The sequence below is a fragment of the Verrucosispora sp. WMMA2121 genome, from assembly GCF_027460185.1.
In the GTDB taxonomy this organism is placed as follows: domain Bacteria; phylum Actinomycetota; class Actinomycetes; order Mycobacteriales; family Micromonosporaceae; genus Micromonospora; species Micromonospora palythoicola.
In genome coordinates this window covers 3,878,692-3,895,925 of sequence record NZ_JAPZBH010000006.1, presented here as the reverse complement: position 1 = coordinate 3,895,925, position 17,234 = coordinate 3,878,692, and the positions used below count along the sequence as shown (strand labels likewise).

Below are 17,234 nucleotides of genomic sequence, written 5' to 3'. Positions count from 1 at the left end.
GGCAGGGTAACCGGCGGTGTCCAGGGCCATGATGGACGGCGGGCCGAGCACTGAGCGTGGTTCCCCTGTGACAGGCTGGGGTGAGGGTGAGACCGCCGGAGGTGATGGTCACGTTACGCACGCTCAACCTGGTTGCCGTGCCGGACATGTCGCCGCTCGACGTCGAGGTGGCCGTCGGCGCGACGGCTGCCGTGGTCGCCCCACCCCGGCCGGCCACCGCCGTGGCGCGGGTGGTGGCCGGGCTGGCCGCACCGGTCACCGGGCAGGTCCTGGTCGGCGGTCGCGACGTCACCGACCTGCCTCCGTTGCGCCGCCGCATCGGGTACGTGCCGGCCGGCGGGGCCCTGCTGCCCCACCTCACGGTCGGGCGCAACATCTCCTACGGTCAGCGCCGTCGCCGGTGGGTGCGCGACGTCGCCGAGAGCTGGGCGGCCCTCCTGGTCGACCGGCTCGAACTCACCCCGACCCTGGGACTTCGCCCGCACCTGCTGTCCGAGGCGCAACGGTTCCGGGTCGCGCTCGCCCGGGCCATGGCCTGTCTGCCCGAGGTGCTGGTGGTCGACCTGCCGACCCCGATCGACGGGGTGCGTCTGCCGGAGCTGCTCGACCGGGCGGCCCCACCGGACGACCCGGGCGTGACGGTGCTGCTCTGCTCGGCCGACGAGGAGGTGCTGGCCGGCGTGAGCACCCGGGTGCCGGTCGGTCACGACCGCCCGCCCGGTCCGGCCCGTCCGGCGGTGCGGGCATGACCGGGCTCGGGTTGCGCCGCCGTACGCTGCTCGGCGCCGCCGCCGCGGCCACGGCCGCCGTGACCGGAGGTTGCGGGCAGGGCCGCCGATCGGTGCAGGTGGCGGTGGTCTGGGCCGGCGGTGAACTGGCCCGGTTCCGCGAGGTGGTCGTCGGCTATCCGGCGACCGTGCAGGTGGTCGGCGTGGGCAACGACATCGACGCGTTCCTGACCGCGCGCCGCGCCGCGGGCACCAGTCCCGACGTGGCGATCCTGCCCCGCCCAGGTCTGGTGGTCGAGTACGCCCGGCGGGGCTGGCTGGACGAGGTGAGCCCGGCGGTCAGCTACACCGCCCCGGCCGGCATGGGTGACCTGCTCAGCGTCGGCGGGCGCCGCTACGGCGTCTGGGTCAAGGCGGCGCACAAATCGCTGTGCTGGCACTTTCCGTCGATGCTGGCCGAACCGCCGAGGTCCTGGGACGCGCTGGTCACCGTGACCCGTCAGCTCGGGCAACGGCACCGGGCGGGTGCGGGGCCGGCCCCGCTGGCGATCGGTGCCGCCGACGGCTGGGTGCTCACCGACTGGTTCGAGAACGTGCTCGCCGCCGTCGGCGGCGTGGACCAGTACGAGGCGTTGGCCCGTGGTGAGGCCGACTGGCGCGGCCGACCGGTGGCGTACGCGCTGGACCGGCTCGCCGAGTTGTGGAGTGTGGCGGGGGCCTTCCCGGGCGGCGGACGGCGGGCCCTGCTCACCCAGTTCGAGGAGTCGGTCATCCAGGTGGTGCACCACCGTGAGGCGATCATGGTGTTCGGGGCCGACTTCGTCGACGCGGTGGTCGCCCGGTTCCGCCGTGGCACCGAACCGCCGGCCACCTTCCGCTTCCCCGGTGCCCGGCTGGCCGATCAACCGCTGATCGTCGGCGGTGACGCGGCGGTGGCGTTCGCCGGCTCCGACGGCGGTGCGGAGCTGGTGCGCTGGCTCAGCGACGCGGTGGCCTTCCTGCCGTGGCTGGACGCGGGAGGTTATCTCTCCCCCAACCTCGCCGTGCCGGTGGACAGTTACCGCGACCCGTTGCGTCGACGCCTCGCCGGTGAGCTGCGTGCCGCCAACGTCGTGCGGTTCGACCTCTCCGACCAGCTGCCCGGCACCTTCACCGGCACCGACGGGGTGGGCATCTGGCGGATCATGCAGGACTTCTTCATGGACGTGACCGACGGGGTGCCTGCCCGGGAGGCGGTCCGCCGGGCCACCGGGCAGCTCGCCGAGGCGGCCCGGGTGGCGGGGGGCGGCAGGTGAGCCGGGGCCCGCTGCTGGGTGGACTGGCGGTGCTCGACGACGTCGGGCCACCCCGACGTGGCCGCGCCTACCCGGCGGCGGGCGTCGGTTGGGCGCTGCTGACACCGGCGGTGCTGCTGCTCGGCGGCCTGCTGGCCTGGCCGGTGCTGCGCACCATGCACGCCAGCGTCACCACCGAGGGCCGCTGGGTGGGTGTCGACCACTACCGGGCCGCCCTCGCCGCTCCCGGCACCGCGGCCGTGATCGGGCGGACCCTGCTGTGGGCGCTGCTGGTGCCGACAGTGGTCACGCTCCTGGGCTATCTGCTCGCCGCGGCCTCCCGGCGTTCCCAGGAGGGTTGGCTGGTCCGGCTCATCCTGGTGGTGCCGACCGCGCTGCCGCTCGTGGTCACCGGGGTGACCTTCCGGCTGCTGTACGACCCCGACCCCGGACGCGGGCTGGCCACCCGGTTGCTGACCTGGGCGACCGGACGGAGCCCGGAGCAGCTGCCGCAACTGCTCGGACCGGACCTGGTCACGGTGGCGGTGATGTCGGCGTTCGTGTGGGCCTGGGTCGGGCTGGCGATGCTGGTGTTCCGGGCCGCGCTCGACGCGGTGCCGACCGGGCTGGTGGACGCGGTCCGCGCCTTCGGGGGCAGCCGCCGCGACGTGCTCTGGGACGCGCAGTGGCGACCGCTGCTGCTGCGTACCGTCGCGGTGGTCTTCGCCCTGGTCGCCGTCGGCACCAGCCGGACGTTCGACCTGATCCTGGTGATGACGCCGGGTTCGGTGCGCGACGAGGCGGCGGTGCTGTCGGTGCGGATCTGGCAGACCTCCGGTGCGACGACCACCGGCGAGGGTGCCGCCCTGGGAGTCGTCTGGCTGGTCGCGGTGACCGCCGGCATGCTGGTGGTGGCCCTGTTCGTCCGGCAGGCGTGGCCGCCGCCGCAGCAGCCGGCGGGCAGCGCCGTGACCGTGCCGCCACCGCGCCGACTGGTCCGGTTGCTCGCCGCCGGTGCGGCGATCGCGTGGCTGCTGCCGCTGGGGGTGCTGGCGGCCACCTCGTCGCAGAATCCGGTCGGGGCGGCCACCGGCGGCTGGTGGTCCGGCCCGCCGGGGCTGGACTCCTACCGGGCCGTGCTCGGCGGTGCCGAGCTGTGGCGCAGTCTCGGTTTCACGCTGGTCCTGGCCACCGTCGTCACCGCCGCGGTGCTGGGGGTCGCGCTGCTCGCCGCGTACCCGCTGGCCTGGCTGACCGGGCCGGCCGCCCAGGTCACCGGCCTGGTGCTGATGGCCGCGGTGGTGGTCCCCGTGCAGGTGATCGCCGGGCCGCTCAACGAGGTGCTCGGACTGGCGCTGTCCTCCGGCACGGCTCGGGGGGTGGCCCTGGTGCACATCGCCCTGGGGGTCCCGTTCGCCGTGCTGGTGCTGCGCAACGCCTTCGCCGACCTGCCCGCCGATCAGCTCCGTGGCGCCCGGATCGGCGGGTGGCACTGGTGGGGCACGTTGCGCCGACTGGCCCGGCACAACCGCACCGCCCTGGTGGCGGTGGCCGTGCTGGAGTTCGTCCAGGTGTGGAACGACCTGGTGGTGGGTCTGCTGTTCAGCGGGCCGGACGCCGCGCCCCTGGGGTTGTTTCTCGCCTGGCAGACCCGTGGTTTCGTGGCCGGCAGCGGGCCGCTCGCCGCCGGCTGCGTGCTCGCCTCGATCCTGCCGGTGCTGGTGTTCGTGCTGGCACGCCGGCAGGTCGTCGCCGGCCTGGTCGCCGGGGGTGTGCGGTGAGCGGGCCGCCACCACGGCGGGCCGACCGGCGGTCACGCCTGTTCAGCGCGCTGCTGGCCGCCGGTGGGGTGGTCGGTGCCGGGATCAGTGCGGTCCTCGGCAACGTCACCGGCAACCTGGTCTCCGCGTTGTCGTTGACCGTCCTCGGCTCGGCGAGCCTGGGCCTGGCCGCGCTCGGGGTGGCCGCGTCGTTTCTGGTGGAGTGGCGGCGGCGGCAACGCGAGCACCTGCTGGCCGGTGCGGAGGCCGAGGCCCGGTCGGGTAGCGGCGCACCGACGTTGCCCTGGCCGGCCGGGTACACCGGTCGGCGGGGGCAGGCGGAGGCGGTGGTGGCCCTGCTCGCCCCGGAACACGCGGTGGCGGTGGTGGGCCGGCGTGCCGTCGGTACGTCCTGGTGCGCGATCCAGGCGGCGAACCTGAGCCGGGCGGACTTCCCCGACGGGCAGTACTACCTCGACGTGCGCCGGGGCGGCCGGGCCCGCTCACCCCGGGAGGTGCTCGCCGCCCTGGCCCGCATCGTCGGCACCCGGGCACCGCGGTCCGGCCGACCGGACGACCTCGCCGACGCCGCCGACGAACTGCGCGGCCAGTTGGACGGTCGCAAGGTGCTGCTGGTGCTCGACAACGTGGACGAACCGGCGCAGGTCCGGCCGCTGCTGCCACCCACCGCCCGGGACTGCCGGTTGCTGCTGGCCGGCACCGGTCGGCTCGCTGCGGTCGACGGCGTGGTGGCGTACTGGCTGGCCGAGCCGGATCTCGACGACGCGGTGGAGATGTTCGCCGACGCGGGGACGGCCACCGCGTCGGCGCGTCCGCACCGCCCGGACCCGCGCACCGACCCGGCGGTACGGGCCATCGTCGAGTTGTCCGGACGGCAGCCGCGCGTGGTGACCGAGCTGGGACGGCGCAGCGCGCAGCACGGGTGGCGGCCCGCCGACGTGCTGCACGCGCTGCGCCGTGCCGCCGACACACCTCCGCACCAGCGGGTGGGCGTGTCACCGGTGACGGGGCTGGTCACCGCCCGCGACACCGCGTACCACGCGCTCACCGACGAGGCGCGCCGGCTGTGGCGGTTGCTGTCGCTGAGCCGGGTGCCGCTGGACCGGGCGACCATCGCCGCGCTCGCCGGACGCCGGCCCTCCCGGGTCGCCACCCTGCTGGACGAGCTGGCCGACGGCGCCTTCGTCGTCGGCGCGCCGGGAGACCGGTACGAGGTCCGTCCGTTGCTCGCCGGGTACGCCCGGATGCACCTGCGGGACACCGAGCCGGTGCGCCGGCGGGTCACCGTGCAGGCGCGGCTGACCCGGCATCTGGCCCGCCGGGCCGAACAGCAGGTGGCCGCCCTGGCGGCCGGCGCGCTGGACCGTGACCAGCGACTGCCCGACGATGATCCGTACGGCTGGCTGGACCTGCACCAGGAGCTGCTGCTGGCGGTGGTGAAGGTGCCGGCCGGCGCGGTGGAGACGCTGCCGCGCCGGGTGCGGAACTGGTGGTTCCGGCTGGCCGTGGCGCTGTGCGGCTGGCTCGCCCACACCGAGCGGCTCGACGAATGGGAGGACGTCTGCCGCACGGTGCTGGCCAACCCCACCGCCCAGGACCGGCCGGAGATCGCCGGCTGGGCCCACAACGAGCTGGGCGTGCTGCGTCGTCGCCGGCACGACCCGTACGGCGCGGTGGCCGCGCTCAGCCTGGCGGTCGCCGGGCAGGGCCGCCGGGGCACCGCCCAGGCGCGGATGAATCTCGGGCTGGCCCTGCTCGACCTGGGTCGCACCGACGAGGCGGTGGAGCACCTGGAGCTGTCGCGGCGGCACCGGTCCGGCGCCGACCGCGCCGGCCAGGCGCTCAGCGATCTCGGCCTGGGTGCGGCGAGGCTGGCGCGGTACGAGCTGGACACCGCGCACGACCTGCTGGTCCGGGCCGCGAACTCGTTCCGTTCGCTCGGCGACGCCCGTGGCTACGCGGCGGCGTTGACGAACCTGGTGCTGGTCCACTCGGCGATGGGCGAGCACCTCGACGCGGCGCAGGCGTGGCGGGCCGCGCTGCGCGAGTACGAGTCGCTCGGTGACCCGACCAACCGGGCGGTGGCGCTGCTCAACGCGGGCGTGGCACTGCTCGGCGTGACACCGGGGCAGGCCGGTCAGGCGTACGAGCTGTTGGCCGAGAGCCGGCGGTTGCGCGAGGGTGGCCGCCCGGACGCCGGGTTGGGCCGGACGCTGTTGCATCTGGGCGACGCGGCGGCGACGCTCGGCGACGACGAGGAGGCCCGTGGGCGCTGGGCGGACGCGGCGGCGATCTGCGAGGTGGCCGGGGACGAGGATGGTCAGCGGGCGGCCGACGCCCGGCTGGGCGGTGAGCGCTCGGCCGAGTCGCGCCCGGGGTGACGACGGCGGCTACCCCCGCCGCACGGCGGCGACGGTCGCGATCCCCGCGTCGATGGCCGACGCGGTGTTGGCCGCGTAGCCGAGCACCAGGCCGGGGCGATAGGGCCGCAGGCAGTGCCAGGACAGCGGCTGCACCTTCACCCCACGCGCCAGCGCCGCGGCGGCGAGTTCCGTGTCGACCACATCGCCGTCGAGGGTGACCATCAGGTGCAGCCCGGCCGCCGCGCCGTGCACGGTGGCCTCCGGCAGGTGACGGGCCAGGGCGGCGGTCATCGCGTCCCGGCGGCGTACGTGGCGTTGGCGCAGCAGCCGCAGTTGCCGTTCGAACGCTCCGGAGGTGATCAGCTCGGCGAGCACGAGTTGGGGCAGGACGGCGTTTCCCAGGTCGGCGTTGCGTTTGGCCGCCACCACCGCCTCCCGGTATCGACGGGGCACCAGCAGCCAGCCGATCCGCAACGCCGGGGCGAGCAGCTTCGACACGCTGCCGGCGTAGCACACCCGCTCGGGCAGGGTGGCCCGCAGCGCGGGCACCGGCGGACGGTCGTAGCGATGCTCGGCGTCGTAGTCGTCCTCGATGACCAGGCCGCCCGTCCGGGTCCAGGCGGCGAGCTGGCGGCGCCGTTCGCCGTCGAGCACCGCGCCGGTCGGAAACTGGTGCGCCGGGGTGAGCATCACCGCCGGCACGCCACTGGCTGCCAACTCGTCCACCCGCACCCCGGCGGCGTCCACCGGGATCGGCACGGTGGTCAGCCAGTTGTCGAGATGCTGACGGACGCCGAGCGAGCCGGGGTCCTCCACGCCGACGGTGCTCACGCCGTCGGCGCGCAGCGCCTGGGCCAGCAGGCCGAGCGCCTGTGAGACGCCGGTGGTGATGATGACCTCGGCCGGGTCGACGCCGATGCCCCGGCTGCGGGCGAGCCATCCGGCGACGGCCCGGCGCAGGGTCGGCGTCCCGCACGGGTCACCGTAGCCGAGGTCGGCGGCGACCAGCCGGCCGAGTACCGCCTTCTCGGCACGCATCCACGCCGCCCGGGGAAACGCCGCCAGGTCGGGTACGCCGGGCGTGAGGTCGATGCGGGCCGGGATGGTGCGTACCGTGTCGAAGACGTCGGTGGCCGGTGCGGACCGGAACACGGCTGCCGGATCGGCCTCCCGGGCCGGCGGCGCGGCATTCGGCGGCGCGGCTGCCGAGGTCGTCACCGTGAGGGCGCTGGCCACGACCACCGTGCCGGCCCGGCCCCGGCCGGCGACATGCCCGTCCTCCATCAGACGCTGGTACGCCTCGACCACCACGCCCCGGGACACCCCCAGGTCCGCCGCGAGGGTCCGGCTGGCCGGCAGTCGGGATCCGATGGGAACCACTCCGTCGGCGATCGCCCGGCGTAGCCGGTCGGCCAGCCAGGTGGCCCGGCCACCCGGCGGTGCCTGGCCGACGTCCAGGTGCAGAAAGTCCGCCCCGGCGTTCAAGCTCGGTTCCGGCACCGGAGGCGACGTCCGGCCAGGGTCACCGCCGGCCGTTATGGACCTGTCGGCGGGCACGGTTTTGGCACTGCTCATCGGACCATTGTCGGCGGCAGGGTGGTGGTGAACCATAGCCGACCAAGGAGCAGTTCACGTGACCGTCGCATTCCTGCTGACCACGCTCATGGTGGTCGCGACCCCGGGAGCCGGGGTGCTGTTCACCCTCTCCGCCGGCTTGACCGGTGGGCACCGGGCCGCCCTGCTCGCCGCCCTGAGCGGCACGTTGGCCACCCTGCCGCACCTGGTGGCGGCGGTGACCGGGCTCGCCGCGTTGCTGCACTCCAGTGCGCTCGCCTTCGACCTGGTCAAGTACCTGGGCGTGGGCTACCTGCTCTGGCTGGCGGTGGCGACGGTACGCGAACGGGGCGCCTTCACCGTCGACGGCAGCGGCCCCGCCCGGCCGGCCAGCCGGATCATCGGCTCGGCGGTGGCGATGAACCTGCTCAACCCGAAGCTGACGATCTTCTTCGTGGCGTTCCTGCCCCAGTTCGTCCAGCCCGGCAGTCCGGGTGCGCTGGCCCGGATGCTCGGCCTGGGGGCGGTCTTCACGGCCACGACGCTTGTGGTCTTCGTCGGCTACGGACTCTGCGCCGCCGCGGTACGCCGGCGGGTGCTCGACCGCCCCCGGGTGGCCGACTGGCTGCGCCGGTGCTTCGCCGGATCGTTCCTGGGGCTCGGGCTGCTGCTGGCCCGCGCCGAGGCGTGAGCGGACGAGGAGCCGGAGATGTTCTTCCAGCACTCACCACAGCTGTGGGCGCAGCACCCCACGCTCGTCGCCGGTGTGCTGTACGCCGAGGGCGTCGCCGGGAACCCCGGTGCCGACCTGCCGCTGGCCGAGTTGGTCGGTATGGCCCGCCGCAGGCTCGACGGGACCACCGAGGCGGCGTTGCCGGAGATCCAGGCGTGGCGACGGACGTTCGCGCGGATGGGTCTGGCTCCGACGAGGTACCGGTGCGCGGCGGAGTCGCTGCTGCGGCGGCTGCGCACCTCAGGTGACCTGCCGAGGGTGCACCCGCTCGTGGATCTCGGCAACGCCGTCTCGGCCGCGTACGCCGTGCCGGTGGGGATCTTCGACGTCGACCGGTGTGGCGACGGCATCGAGGTACGGCAGGCCCGGGGCGACGAACGCTACCTGACCTTCGGCGGGGTCGAGGAGCACCCCGAGCCCGGTGAAGTGATCTTCGCGGATTCGGCCGGCCGGGCACACGCGCGACGGTGGACCAGTCGGCAGAGCGGGTGGTCGGCGGTACGTGACGACACCCGCACCGTGCTGGTGGTGGTCGAGGCGATGCACCAGGCGGCGGACCGCGACGTGCCGGCGATGCTCGACGCGCTCGCCGCCGGGTTGCGGCACGGCTGGGGCGTCTCGGCACACACCAGCGTGCTGACCCCGTCCGAGCCTCGGTTCGAGGCGTAGGGCCGGTGTCGAGGCTCGCGGTCGAGCCGAGTTCAGGCAGCGGCCGGCGCCGCGGGTAGGTCCGCAGACGGCCGGTACGGGGCGGCCGTCTGCGGACCTCGGTCCGCACGGATCAGCGGCTCTCGCCCGGCGCGAGATAGCGGTAGCCCGGCACGGTCTCGCCGAACCAGCCGTTGACGCTGGCCAGGCCACGCTCGTTGAGCTGGGCGTCGTGGATCGGCAGGACCTCGGCCGCACCGACCTCGACCGCGAAGTCGATCGCCTCGGTCAGCTTCAGCCAGGACGCCTGCGCCGGCACCAGCAGGGTCCGCACCGGCCGGTCCGGTGGGGCCAGCGAGTCGCCCGGGTGGTAGACCGCGTCGGCCACGAGGTAGCCGAGGTTCGGGCAGTCGGGCTGCCCTGCGTGGATGGTGGCGTGCCGCCCACCGACCGCGGTGACCTCGAGGCCGGCGGCGGTGAACCGCTGCCCCGCCCGCACCCGGGTCACCGGTAGCGGCGCCAGGTCCGGCAGGGCGGCGCCCTCCGGCGCGAAGACCGGTACGCCGAGGCCGGCGAGCCGGAGCACGTCGATGTGGTCGGTGTGCTCGTGGCTGACCAGAACGGCGTCCGCGCCGACCAGTGCCCGCGGTTCGCTCCAGGTGCCCGGGTCGATGACCAGCACGACGCCGTCGTGTTCGAGCCGGACGCAGGAGTGCGTGTACTTCGTGATCCGCATTTTCGGGACGGTACGCCGCGGAGCCCGCCGCCGGGTGCCGCCCGCTCGGCGCGGGTCGTGCTGTCGCCGGCCGACGCGCCGGTGACGTGCTGCGTCAGGTCGGGGTCGGACGCCGCCGTGCGGCGCGTCCGGTGGGCGGCCGCTCCGCCGCCGCCTCGACCGCCTGGCACAGGTCGGTGAGCGGGTCGACCGCCTGCGCCGCGCAGGCCACCCGGCGCAGCAGAGCCCGCAGGGTGCCGGCCTGTTCCGGCGACAGCTCCCGCAGCAGCCGCGACTCGACCGCGTCGAGGGCTTCGCGCCGGTGCCGCGCGGCCGCCCGGCCGGTCTCGGTGAGGGTGACCAGGCGGCTGCGCCGGTCCGCCGGGTCGGGTCGGCGGACCACCAGCCCGCCCTGCTCCAGGTCGTCGATCAGGTACGTCAGGACGGTGCGGTCGATGCCCAGCTCCTCGGCGATCGCGCCCTGGTTGCGGGCCGGTTCCCGGTCGGCCGAGGTGAGCACCTGGTATCCGCGCGGTCCGCCGGGTAGGTCACCGACCGCGTGGTCGGCGGCGCGGACGTAGGCGCGGAAGACGACGCCGAGCATCCAACCGAAGTCGTCGTTGATCGGGTCGCTGCCCCGGGCACCGCTCATCACTCCACGATAGCGTAGGTCACATATTTTCTTGTGCGATGATGTTCTGTACGACATAACATTTTTCCTGCGGCGAGCGGCGCCGCGGGATCGGGAGGACGGCCGAGATGAGCGACTACGGGCACCCACTGACCTTCGGGTCGTTTCTCACGCCCGGCAACGCCGACCCGATGCGGCCGGTCGGCCTGGCCATGCTCTCCGAGCAGGTCGGGCTCGACCTGGTGACGTTCCAGGACCATCCCTACCAGCCGGCGTTCCTGGACACCTGGACACTGCTCAGTTTCGTCGCCGCCCGCACCGAACGGGTACGGCTGTCCGCCAACGTCACGAACCTGCCGCTGCGCCCGCCCGCCGTGCTCGCCCGGAGCGTGGCCAGCCTCGACCTGCTCGCCGCCGGCCGGATAGAACTCGGGCTCGGTGCCGGCGCGTTCTGGGACGCGATCGAGGCGATGGGTGGCCGACGCCTCTCCCCCGGGCAGGGGGTGCGCGCCCTCGAGGAGGCGATCGAGATCATCCGCCAGATCTGGGATGTCGACGCCCGCGGCGGAGTTCGCGTCGACGGCGAGTTCCACCGGGCGATGGGCGCCAAGCGCGGGCCCGCCCCCGCCCACGACATCGGCATCTGGCTCGGCGCGTACAAGCCGCGCATGCTGGCGTTGACCGGGCGGCGGGCCGACGGCTGGCTGCCCTCCCTGGCCTACCTGCAACCCGGCGACCTGGCCCGGGGCAACGCCATCATCGACGAGGCCGCCACCGACGCCGGGCGCTCCCCGACCGACGTGCGCCGGCTGCTCAACGTCAACGGACGGTTCGCGGCCACCGGGAGCGGCCCGCTCAACGGTCCGGCCGAGCAGTGGGCCGAGGAACTCGCCGGCCTTGCGCTGACCGAGGGAATCAGCACGTTCATCCTGGCCAGCGACGATCCGGACGACCTACGGCGGTTCGCCGCCGAGGTGGCACCGGCCACCCGGGAACTTGTCGCCGCCGAGCGCGCCGCCCCGCCGACCGGTGTCCCGGCCGGGCAGGGCCACACCGCGACCGACCCGACCGGCGCCCCGGCCGACCGGACCCGCACCGCGACCGACCGGGCCGTCACCACCAGCGGCACACGCAGCAGCACGTCGGCCGGCCCGACCGCACGTCCGACCACTGTCGGCGCGGCTCCGTTCGCCGTGGTGCCGACGCCGGACGACGGCGTACGCCGCAGCGAGGTGCGGGTGTGGGACGAAGCGGCCCGACCGGCCGGACCGGCCCCGGACCCGCAGCGCACCTACACAGCGCACGACCAGGCCGGCGCACAGCACCTGATCGACGTGCACGACGGTCTGCGGGCCGAGTTGGCCCAGATCCACGACCTGATCGAGCAAGTCGCGGCCGGTCTGATCGACGTGGGCACGGCCCGGTCGCACATCAACACGATGACCATGCGGCAGAACAAGTGGACGTTGGGCACCTACTGCGAGTCGTACTGCCGGGTGGTGACCACCCACCACACGATCGAGGACCGGTCGCTCTTCCCGCACCTGCGACGGGCCGACCCGCGACTTGCACCGGTCATCGACCGGCTCGAGGAGGAACACCACGCCATCCACGACGTGCTGGAGGGCGTCGACCGGGCGCTCGTCGCCTTCGTGGCCACCCCGGACGGGATGGCCGACCTGCGGGCGGCGGTGGACCTGCTCAGCGACACGCTGCTGTCCCACCTGTCCTACGAGGAACGCGAACTGGTCGAGCCGATCGCCCGCCTCGGCGCGCACTGACGTCGCGCTCGGCGCGGCTGGGGCGGGTGGTGGGTCCGGCGAACCTGTCGAGCTGACGGCACATCCGGATCGGTGGCGATAGCACGGACGGGTCAGGTCGACAGCGGGCATACATGGGGATCCGCCGGGAAGGACGCCCCGCGGGGTATGGGTGAACCCGAGGAACCGGCGGGGGCCGTCACGCGACAGCGGCATCGCCCACCGACGGGTCGGACGGCGGCTGGCGTACGTCGAGAGGCGATCCTCATCCGCGCCGTCAGACGGCAGATGGCTCACCGTCACCGACCTACCGTTCACACCGCAACGGACCGAGCGCGCCCGCACGGGCGCCGAAACGGTGGGAGAAGCGGTGTCCCGCAGCAGATTGACCTGGCTCGGGCTGGTCGCGCTGACCTGGGCGGCGATGATGTCGTTCGGCGGCGTGGCGGCCGAGACCGTGATGCTCTACCCGAACATCTTCCACGACGCCCCGGCGTCGCTGGAGCGCGCCCGAGACTTCCTGACGGTCAGCGGCCCGAGCGACTACTTCCCGCCGCTGGGGGCCTCGGTGGTGCTGCTCGGCGTCGCCACCACGGTGCTCACCTGGCGTGATCACCGGCTGCGGTGGTGGGTGGCCGCCGCGACGATGGTCTTCGTCGCGTGTGAGTTCCTGTTCTCGGTCGTCTTCTTCTGGCCGCGCAACGAGATCATGTTCGTCGACCCGGTGGGCACCCACTCACCGCAGTACCTGCGCCAGGTGGCGGAGGAGTTCGTCGCCGGGCACCGGGTGCGGCTCGCCGGTGGCGCGGTGACCGCCGCGCTGGCCTTCACCGCGCTGCTGCGGTGGGCCCGTACCTCCTCGGGGCCGCGGTCGACCGGCAGCACCGTCACACCTGGTAGAAGCGACGGTAGCGGCGGATGAGCCGCCACTGGACCAGCACCGCGGCGACGGTCAGCAACATCATCACCAGGGTCGCCGCCGCCGCGTAGCCGTACCGCAGGTACTCGAACCCGGTCTGGTAGACGAACAGCGACAGGTAGGTGGTGGCGTACGGCGGGGGGCCGCCGTCGGTCACCACGAACGCCGGCACGAAGGTGAAGTGCAGGCTGGCCACCGCGTCGCGGACGGCCAGCAGGGCGAGCACCGGCGCCAGCAGCGGCAGGGTGATCCGGCGGAAGACGTCCCAGCCGGTGGCGTCCTCGATGGCAGCCATCTCGTACACGTCGCGGGGCAGCGCCCGCCGGGCGGCCAGCAGCACCACGAAGGTCTCCCCCATGGTGAACAGGCTCATCAGGATGATCCCGGCGCGGGCACTCGTCGGGTCGGTCAACCACTGCGGCGGGGTACGCCCCAGCACGGTCAGCCCGTTCTCCCCGCCGACCCGCAGCAGTTGGTTGATCGGCCCGTACAACGGGTTGAACAGCCACAGCCAGAGCAGGCCGTACGCGATCTCGGGCACGGCGGTGGGCAGCAGCGCGGCGGTGCGGGCGGTGCCGACTCCGGCCGCCCGGCGGTGCAGCAGCAACGCCAGGCCCAACGCCAGCAGCACCCGCAGCGGCACCGCGACGAGGGCGAAGACCACCGAGTTGAGCAGCGCCACGCGGAAGATCGGGTCGTCCAGCAGGGCGGCGAAGTTGTCCAGTCCGGCCCAGGTCGGCGGGCGCAGCAGGTCGTAGTCGGTGACCGACATGCCGAGCGTGACCAGGGCGGGCACCAGGACCAGCCCGACCAGCCCGATCAGGTAGGGCGTCAGCATCAACGCCAACTGCCGCCGCGCCCGGGTGTCCGGCCGGGCCGCTCGCCGCCCCGGCGCCGCGTCGCCGGCGCTCACGGCTGGTACCGACGGCCGGTGCTGGCGTGGAACAGGTGCGTGTCGGCCCATCGCACGTCGAGGCGTACGGTCGCGCCCCGCTCGGGCCGGCGGGCGGCCGGCATCCGGGCGACCACCTGGTGCCCGGCGGTGAGGCGCAGGTACGCGAAGGCGTCCTCGCCGATCACCTCGACCCGGTCGACGGTGGCCGGGGTGCCCTCGGCCGCGTCGAGAGTGACCGCCTCGGGTCGGAACCCGATCTCCAACGGCTCCTCCCCCAGCGTCGGCGCGTCGCCGCGCGGTCGCAGCGGGCCGTCGGCCGGCAGCAGGTTCATCGCCGGTGAGCCGACGAACCGGGCCACGAAGCTACTCGCCGGGGTGCGCCAGATCTCGTCCGGGGTGCCCACCTGCTCGACCCGCCCGTCCCGCAGCACCGCGATCCGGTCGGCGAGCACCAGCGCCTCGGTCTGGTCGTGGGTGACGTGCACCATGGTCGCCCCGAGCCGGTCGTGCAGGGCCCGCAGCTCGGTCCGCATCTCGGCGCGCAACGCCAGGTCCAGGTTGGACAGCGGCTCGTCGAGCAGGAACACGTCCGGTTCGCGGACCAGTGCCCGGGCCAGGGCGACCCGTTGGCGTTCCCCGCCGGAGAGCTGCCCGGGCCGGCGGTCGAGCAGCCCGGCGCAGCCCACCGTCTCGGCCGCCGCCCGGGCGCGGTCGCGGGCCAGCCGGCGCGGGGTGTCGCGGACCTCCAGCCCGAAGGCGATGTTCTCGACCACGGTCAGGTGCGGGAACAGGGCGTACGACTGGAAGACCATCGACACGTTGCGCCGGCCGGGCCGCTCGTCGGTGACGTCGCGATCGGCGATGCGGACCCGACCCGCGGTGACCGGTTCCAGCCCGGCGACCACCCGCAGCACCGTCGACTTGCCGGCGCCGGAGGGGCCGAGCACCACCAGCAGCTCACCCCGGGCGACGGTGAGGTCCACCTCGTGCAGCACGGTGGTGTCGCGATAGGCGGCGCTGACCCCGTCGAGCACGAGCCCGCCGCTCACCCATTCTCCCCTCGGGCGAACATCGGCCGGCTCTTGGTGTCCAGCTCCCGGATCACGTCGTCGATCTTGTCGCCACGGTGCACGGCGTTCTCCAGGATGCCGTAGCTGAGGTCCTCGATCTCCGGCCAGGTGGAGACGGTCGGCAGCGCCCGGACGGTGGGGATGGCGTCGAGGAAGACCTGCGAGTTGCGGGGCGGCTGATCCGGGTCCAGGAACGCCGGAGAGCGGGAGACCCCCATGTGCGACGGCACGGTACGCCCGGTCGCGGCGATGATCCGCTGTCCCTCCTCCCCCATCGCGTACTCCATGAACCGCCACGCGGCGTCCTTGTTCCGCGACCCCCGGGTCATGCAGTACGCGTCGGAGTGCAGCACCCCGACCGGCTGCCGGTAGACCGGCAGTGGTGCGACGTCCCACTCGAAGCCGGTGATGGTGCGGAAGTTGGTGGTGGCCCGGCGGGAGGTCATCAGCATGGCGAGCCGGCCGTTGAGGAAACGCGACTCGTCGTCCTCCCCCTCCACCTCGGCGTCGCTGGGCACCACCCCGTACGCCTGCCGCAGGTCGATCAGGTTCCGCAGCGCCTCCCGGGCGGCCGGGCTGTCCAGGGTGAGCCGGGTCGGCCGGTCGGGGTTGTCGACGATCTCACCGCCGTTGGACCAGACCAGCGGGGCCAGCCGGATGATCGACGGCTCCACGCCGAGGCCGTGCACGGCCGGCAGCCGAGCGGCGCCCTCGGCCTCGGTACCCTTGATCACCAGCCCTCGGTCGTCGCGGGTCATCAGGGTGGCGGTGGAGACGAGGTCGTTCCAGGTCCAACCGGCCGTCGGCTCGGGCACCGCGTACCTGTTGAACAGGGTGCGGTTGTAGTAGACGGCGAGGCTGGAGACGTTCTGCGGCAGGCACAGCTGGGCACCGCCCCACCGGAACGCCTCCATCGCCACCGGGTAATAGTCGGCCGGGTCGAGCACCGACGAGGCGGCGATCCGCTCGTCGAGCGGCTCCACCACCCCCTTGGCGGCGAACTGGCCGTAGAAGCGGTAGTTCATCAGGAACAGATCCGGCGGCGCGCCGCCGGCCACCGAGGTGGCGAGCCGGGCCAGCAGGTCCTTGCGGTCACTGGCCTCGATCAGCTGGATCCGCTCACCGGTGCGGGCCCGCTGGTACGCCTCGGCGAGGGTGCGGTACGCGCCCAACTCCTCCGGAGCGCCGAACACCAGCAGCCTGACCGGGTCGCCGGCCGACGACCCGCCGCCGGAACCGCAGCCGGTGAGGGCGAGCAGGGCGCTCACCGCGAGAGCGGACAGGGATCTGATTCGCACGATGGTCATCCCTCGGCTCGGTCGTCGTGGCGCAGGAAGCGCCGCTGTGCCAGCGCGAAGACCACGAGCGCGGGCACCGTGGCGATCACCGCCCCGGCCAGGAAGACGGGAAAGTTGGTCGGGTCCAGCAGGGACAAGGACCGCAACGCCAGCGGCAGGGTGAACAGCTCGCGGTCGTAGACGTAGATCAGCGGATCGAGGAAGTTCGACCAGGTCAGCACGAAGGTCAACGCGGTGAGCCCGGCGGTCACCGGCCGCACCAGCGGCAGCGCAACCCGCCACCAGGTCCGCAGCGGCGACAGGTCCTCCACCAGGCAGGCGTCGTACAGGTCGGCCGGTAGCGCGCGGAAGGCCAGGTAGTAGACCAGGACGTAGAGCGGCGAGGTGCCCAGCAGCGCCGGGGCGATCAGGGGTACGAGGGTGTCGGTCAGCCCGAGCAGCCGGAAGATCGCGAAGCGGGGCACCAGCAGGGCGGTCGCCGGCACCATCAGCGCGACGAGCGAGGCGGCCACCACGACGGTGGTGGCGCGTGGGGCGATCCGGGCCAACGCGAAGCCGGCCAGTGCGGCGACCAGCACGCTCAGCGGCACCGCCAGCACCGCGACGAGCACCGAGTTGAGCGAGGCGCGCAGCAGACCGCCGAGGTCGACGGCGCGCTCGTAGCCGGTGGTGGAGAGCGGGTCGGGCACCAACTGCGGCGTCGGCGACGGCGGTAGCCCGGGCTCGGTGAGGGAGCCGGAGACCAGCAGCAGCAGCGGCGGGACGAAGACCAGCAGGACGAAGGCCGCGCCGAGGGTACGCCCCAGCCGGGCGGCCCGCTCGGGCAGCGGTGAGGGGCCGCGAGCGCGGCCCCTCACCAGTGTTG

General features: G+C 73.9%; 15 protein-coding genes. 8 read left to right on the top strand and 7 right to left on the bottom strand.

What is annotated here, in order from left to right; all coding sequences use genetic code 11:
* Positions 1–86 precede the first annotated feature (86 nt).
* The 4 genes from O7605_RS26400 to O7605_RS26385 are packed head-to-tail and all read left to right on the top strand — an operon-like array spanning position 87 to position 6,164.
* Positions 87–749, top strand: a complete 663-nt coding sequence (locus O7605_RS26400; RefSeq protein ID WP_269741675.1) for an ATP-binding cassette domain-containing protein — start codon at positions 87–89, stop codon at positions 747–749.
* A complete protein-coding gene (locus O7605_RS26395) occupies positions 746–2,023 on the top strand; it encodes an extracellular solute-binding protein (RefSeq protein ID WP_269741674.1) in 1,278 nt (425 codons plus the stop codon). The genes O7605_RS26400 and O7605_RS26395 overlap by 4 nt, the downstream gene beginning before the upstream one ends.
* Positions 2,020–3,783 carry an ABC transporter permease gene (locus O7605_RS26390; RefSeq protein WP_269741673.1) on the top strand — a complete coding sequence of 588 codons (1,764 nt, stop codon included), beginning with the start codon at positions 2,020–2,022 and terminating at the stop codon, positions 3,781–3,783. Before O7605_RS26395 ends, O7605_RS26390 begins: the two co-directional genes overlap by 4 nt.
* Positions 3,780–6,164: a tetratricopeptide repeat protein gene (locus O7605_RS26385; RefSeq protein ID WP_269741672.1), complete on the top strand. Its 2,385-nt coding sequence runs from the start codon at positions 3,780–3,782 to the stop codon at positions 6,162–6,164. Before O7605_RS26390 ends, O7605_RS26385 begins: the two co-directional genes overlap by 4 nt.
* A 9-nt stretch (positions 6,165–6,173) precedes the next feature.
* Here the strand turns inward: O7605_RS26385 and pdxR are convergent, their stop codons facing one another.
* Positions 6,174–7,721 (bottom strand): MocR-like pyridoxine biosynthesis transcription factor PdxR, encoded by a 1,548-nt coding sequence (gene pdxR / locus O7605_RS26380; RefSeq protein ID WP_269741671.1) that lies wholly within the window; start codon positions 7,719–7,721, stop codon positions 6,174–6,176.
* A 58-nt stretch (positions 7,722–7,779) separates the two neighbouring features.
* Between pdxR and O7605_RS26375 the strand changes: the two genes are divergently transcribed.
* Together O7605_RS26375 and O7605_RS26370 are read left to right on the top strand one after the other, a co-directional pair.
* Complete coding sequence (locus tag O7605_RS26375) at positions 7,780–8,391, top strand: LysE family translocator (RefSeq protein WP_269741670.1); 612 nt, start codon at positions 7,780–7,782, stop codon at positions 8,389–8,391.
* Between the two features lie 18 nt (positions 8,392–8,409).
* Positions 8,410–9,102 (top strand): B3/B4 domain-containing protein, encoded by a 693-nt coding sequence (locus O7605_RS26370; RefSeq protein ID WP_269741669.1) that lies wholly within the window; start codon positions 8,410–8,412, stop codon positions 9,100–9,102.
* 112 nt (positions 9,103–9,214) lie between these two features.
* On the opposite strand, the gene O7605_RS26365 is transcribed toward O7605_RS26370, so the two are convergent.
* Positions 9,215–9,817, bottom strand: a complete 603-nt coding sequence (locus O7605_RS26365; protein ID WP_269741668.1) for an MBL fold metallo-hydrolase — start codon at positions 9,815–9,817, stop codon at positions 9,215–9,217.
* A 94-nt stretch (positions 9,818–9,911) separates the two neighbouring features.
* Entirely contained in the window at positions 9,912–10,448 is a 537-nt protein-coding gene (locus tag O7605_RS26360; RefSeq protein WP_269741667.1) for a MarR family winged helix-turn-helix transcriptional regulator, read from the bottom strand.
* A 107-nt stretch (positions 10,449–10,555) separates the two neighbouring features.
* Here O7605_RS26360 and O7605_RS26355 point away from each other — a divergent pair, with 107 nt between their 5' ends.
* Complete coding sequence (locus O7605_RS26355; protein WP_269741666.1) at positions 10,556–12,208, top strand: LLM class flavin-dependent oxidoreductase; 1,653 nt, start codon at positions 10,556–10,558, stop codon at positions 12,206–12,208.
* Between the two features lie 349 nt (positions 12,209–12,557).
* Positions 12,558–13,109 carry a DUF1772 domain-containing protein gene (locus O7605_RS26350; protein ID WP_269741665.1) on the top strand — a complete coding sequence of 184 codons (552 nt, stop codon included), beginning with the start codon at positions 12,558–12,560 and terminating at the stop codon, positions 13,107–13,109.
* Here the strand turns inward: O7605_RS26350 and O7605_RS26345 are convergent.
* The 4 genes from O7605_RS26345 to O7605_RS26330 form a co-directional block, all read right to left on the bottom strand.
* On the bottom strand, positions 13,075–13,944 hold the full coding sequence (locus tag O7605_RS26345) for a carbohydrate ABC transporter permease (protein ID WP_269742753.1): 870 nt from the start codon (positions 13,942–13,944) through the stop codon (positions 13,075–13,077). The genes O7605_RS26350 and O7605_RS26345 overlap by 35 nt on opposite strands.
* A 71-nt stretch (positions 13,945–14,015) precedes the next feature.
* The gene (locus O7605_RS26340) at positions 14,016–15,050 is read right to left on the bottom strand and encodes an ABC transporter ATP-binding protein (RefSeq protein WP_269741664.1); all 1,035 of its coding nucleotides are present in this window, start codon (positions 15,048–15,050) and stop codon (positions 14,016–14,018) included.
* Positions 15,047–16,378, bottom strand: a complete 1,332-nt coding sequence (locus O7605_RS26335) for an ABC transporter substrate-binding protein (RefSeq protein WP_443083968.1) — start codon at positions 16,376–16,378, stop codon at positions 15,047–15,049. The genes O7605_RS26340 and O7605_RS26335 overlap by 4 nt, the downstream gene beginning before the upstream one ends.
* On the bottom strand, positions 16,375–17,226 hold the full coding sequence (locus tag O7605_RS26330) for a carbohydrate ABC transporter permease (RefSeq protein ID WP_443083967.1): 852 nt from the start codon (positions 17,224–17,226) through the stop codon (positions 16,375–16,377). Before O7605_RS26330 ends, O7605_RS26335 begins: the two co-directional genes overlap by 4 nt.
* Positions 17,227–17,234 lie beyond the last annotated feature (8 nt).

Coding starts and splice junctions, on each gene's coding strand:
- O7605_RS26395 (WP_269741674.1), top strand. CDS start 746: ATGACCGGGCTCGGGTTGCGCCGCCGTACGCTGCTCGGCGCCGCCGCC.
- pdxR (WP_269741671.1), bottom strand. CDS start 7,721: ATGAGCAGTGCCAAAACCGTGCCCGCCGACAGGTCCATAACGGCCGGC.
- O7605_RS26370 (WP_269741669.1), top strand. CDS start 8,410: ATGTTCTTCCAGCACTCACCACAGCTGTGGGCGCAGCACCCCACGCTC.
- O7605_RS26365 (WP_269741668.1), bottom strand. CDS start 9,817: ATGCGGATCACGAAGTACACGCACTCCTGCGTCCGGCTCGAACACGAC.
- O7605_RS26360 (WP_269741667.1), bottom strand. CDS start 10,448: ATGAGCGGTGCCCGGGGCAGCGACCCGATCAACGACGACTTCGGTTGG.
- O7605_RS26355 (WP_269741666.1), top strand. CDS start 10,556: ATGAGCGACTACGGGCACCCACTGACCTTCGGGTCGTTTCTCACGCCC.
- O7605_RS26345 (WP_269742753.1), bottom strand. CDS start 13,944: ATGCTGACGCCCTACCTGATCGGGCTGGTCGGGCTGGTCCTGGTGCCC.
- O7605_RS26335 (WP_443083968.1), bottom strand. CDS start 16,378: ATGACCATCGTGCGAATCAGATCCCTGTCCGCTCTCGCGGTGAGCGCC.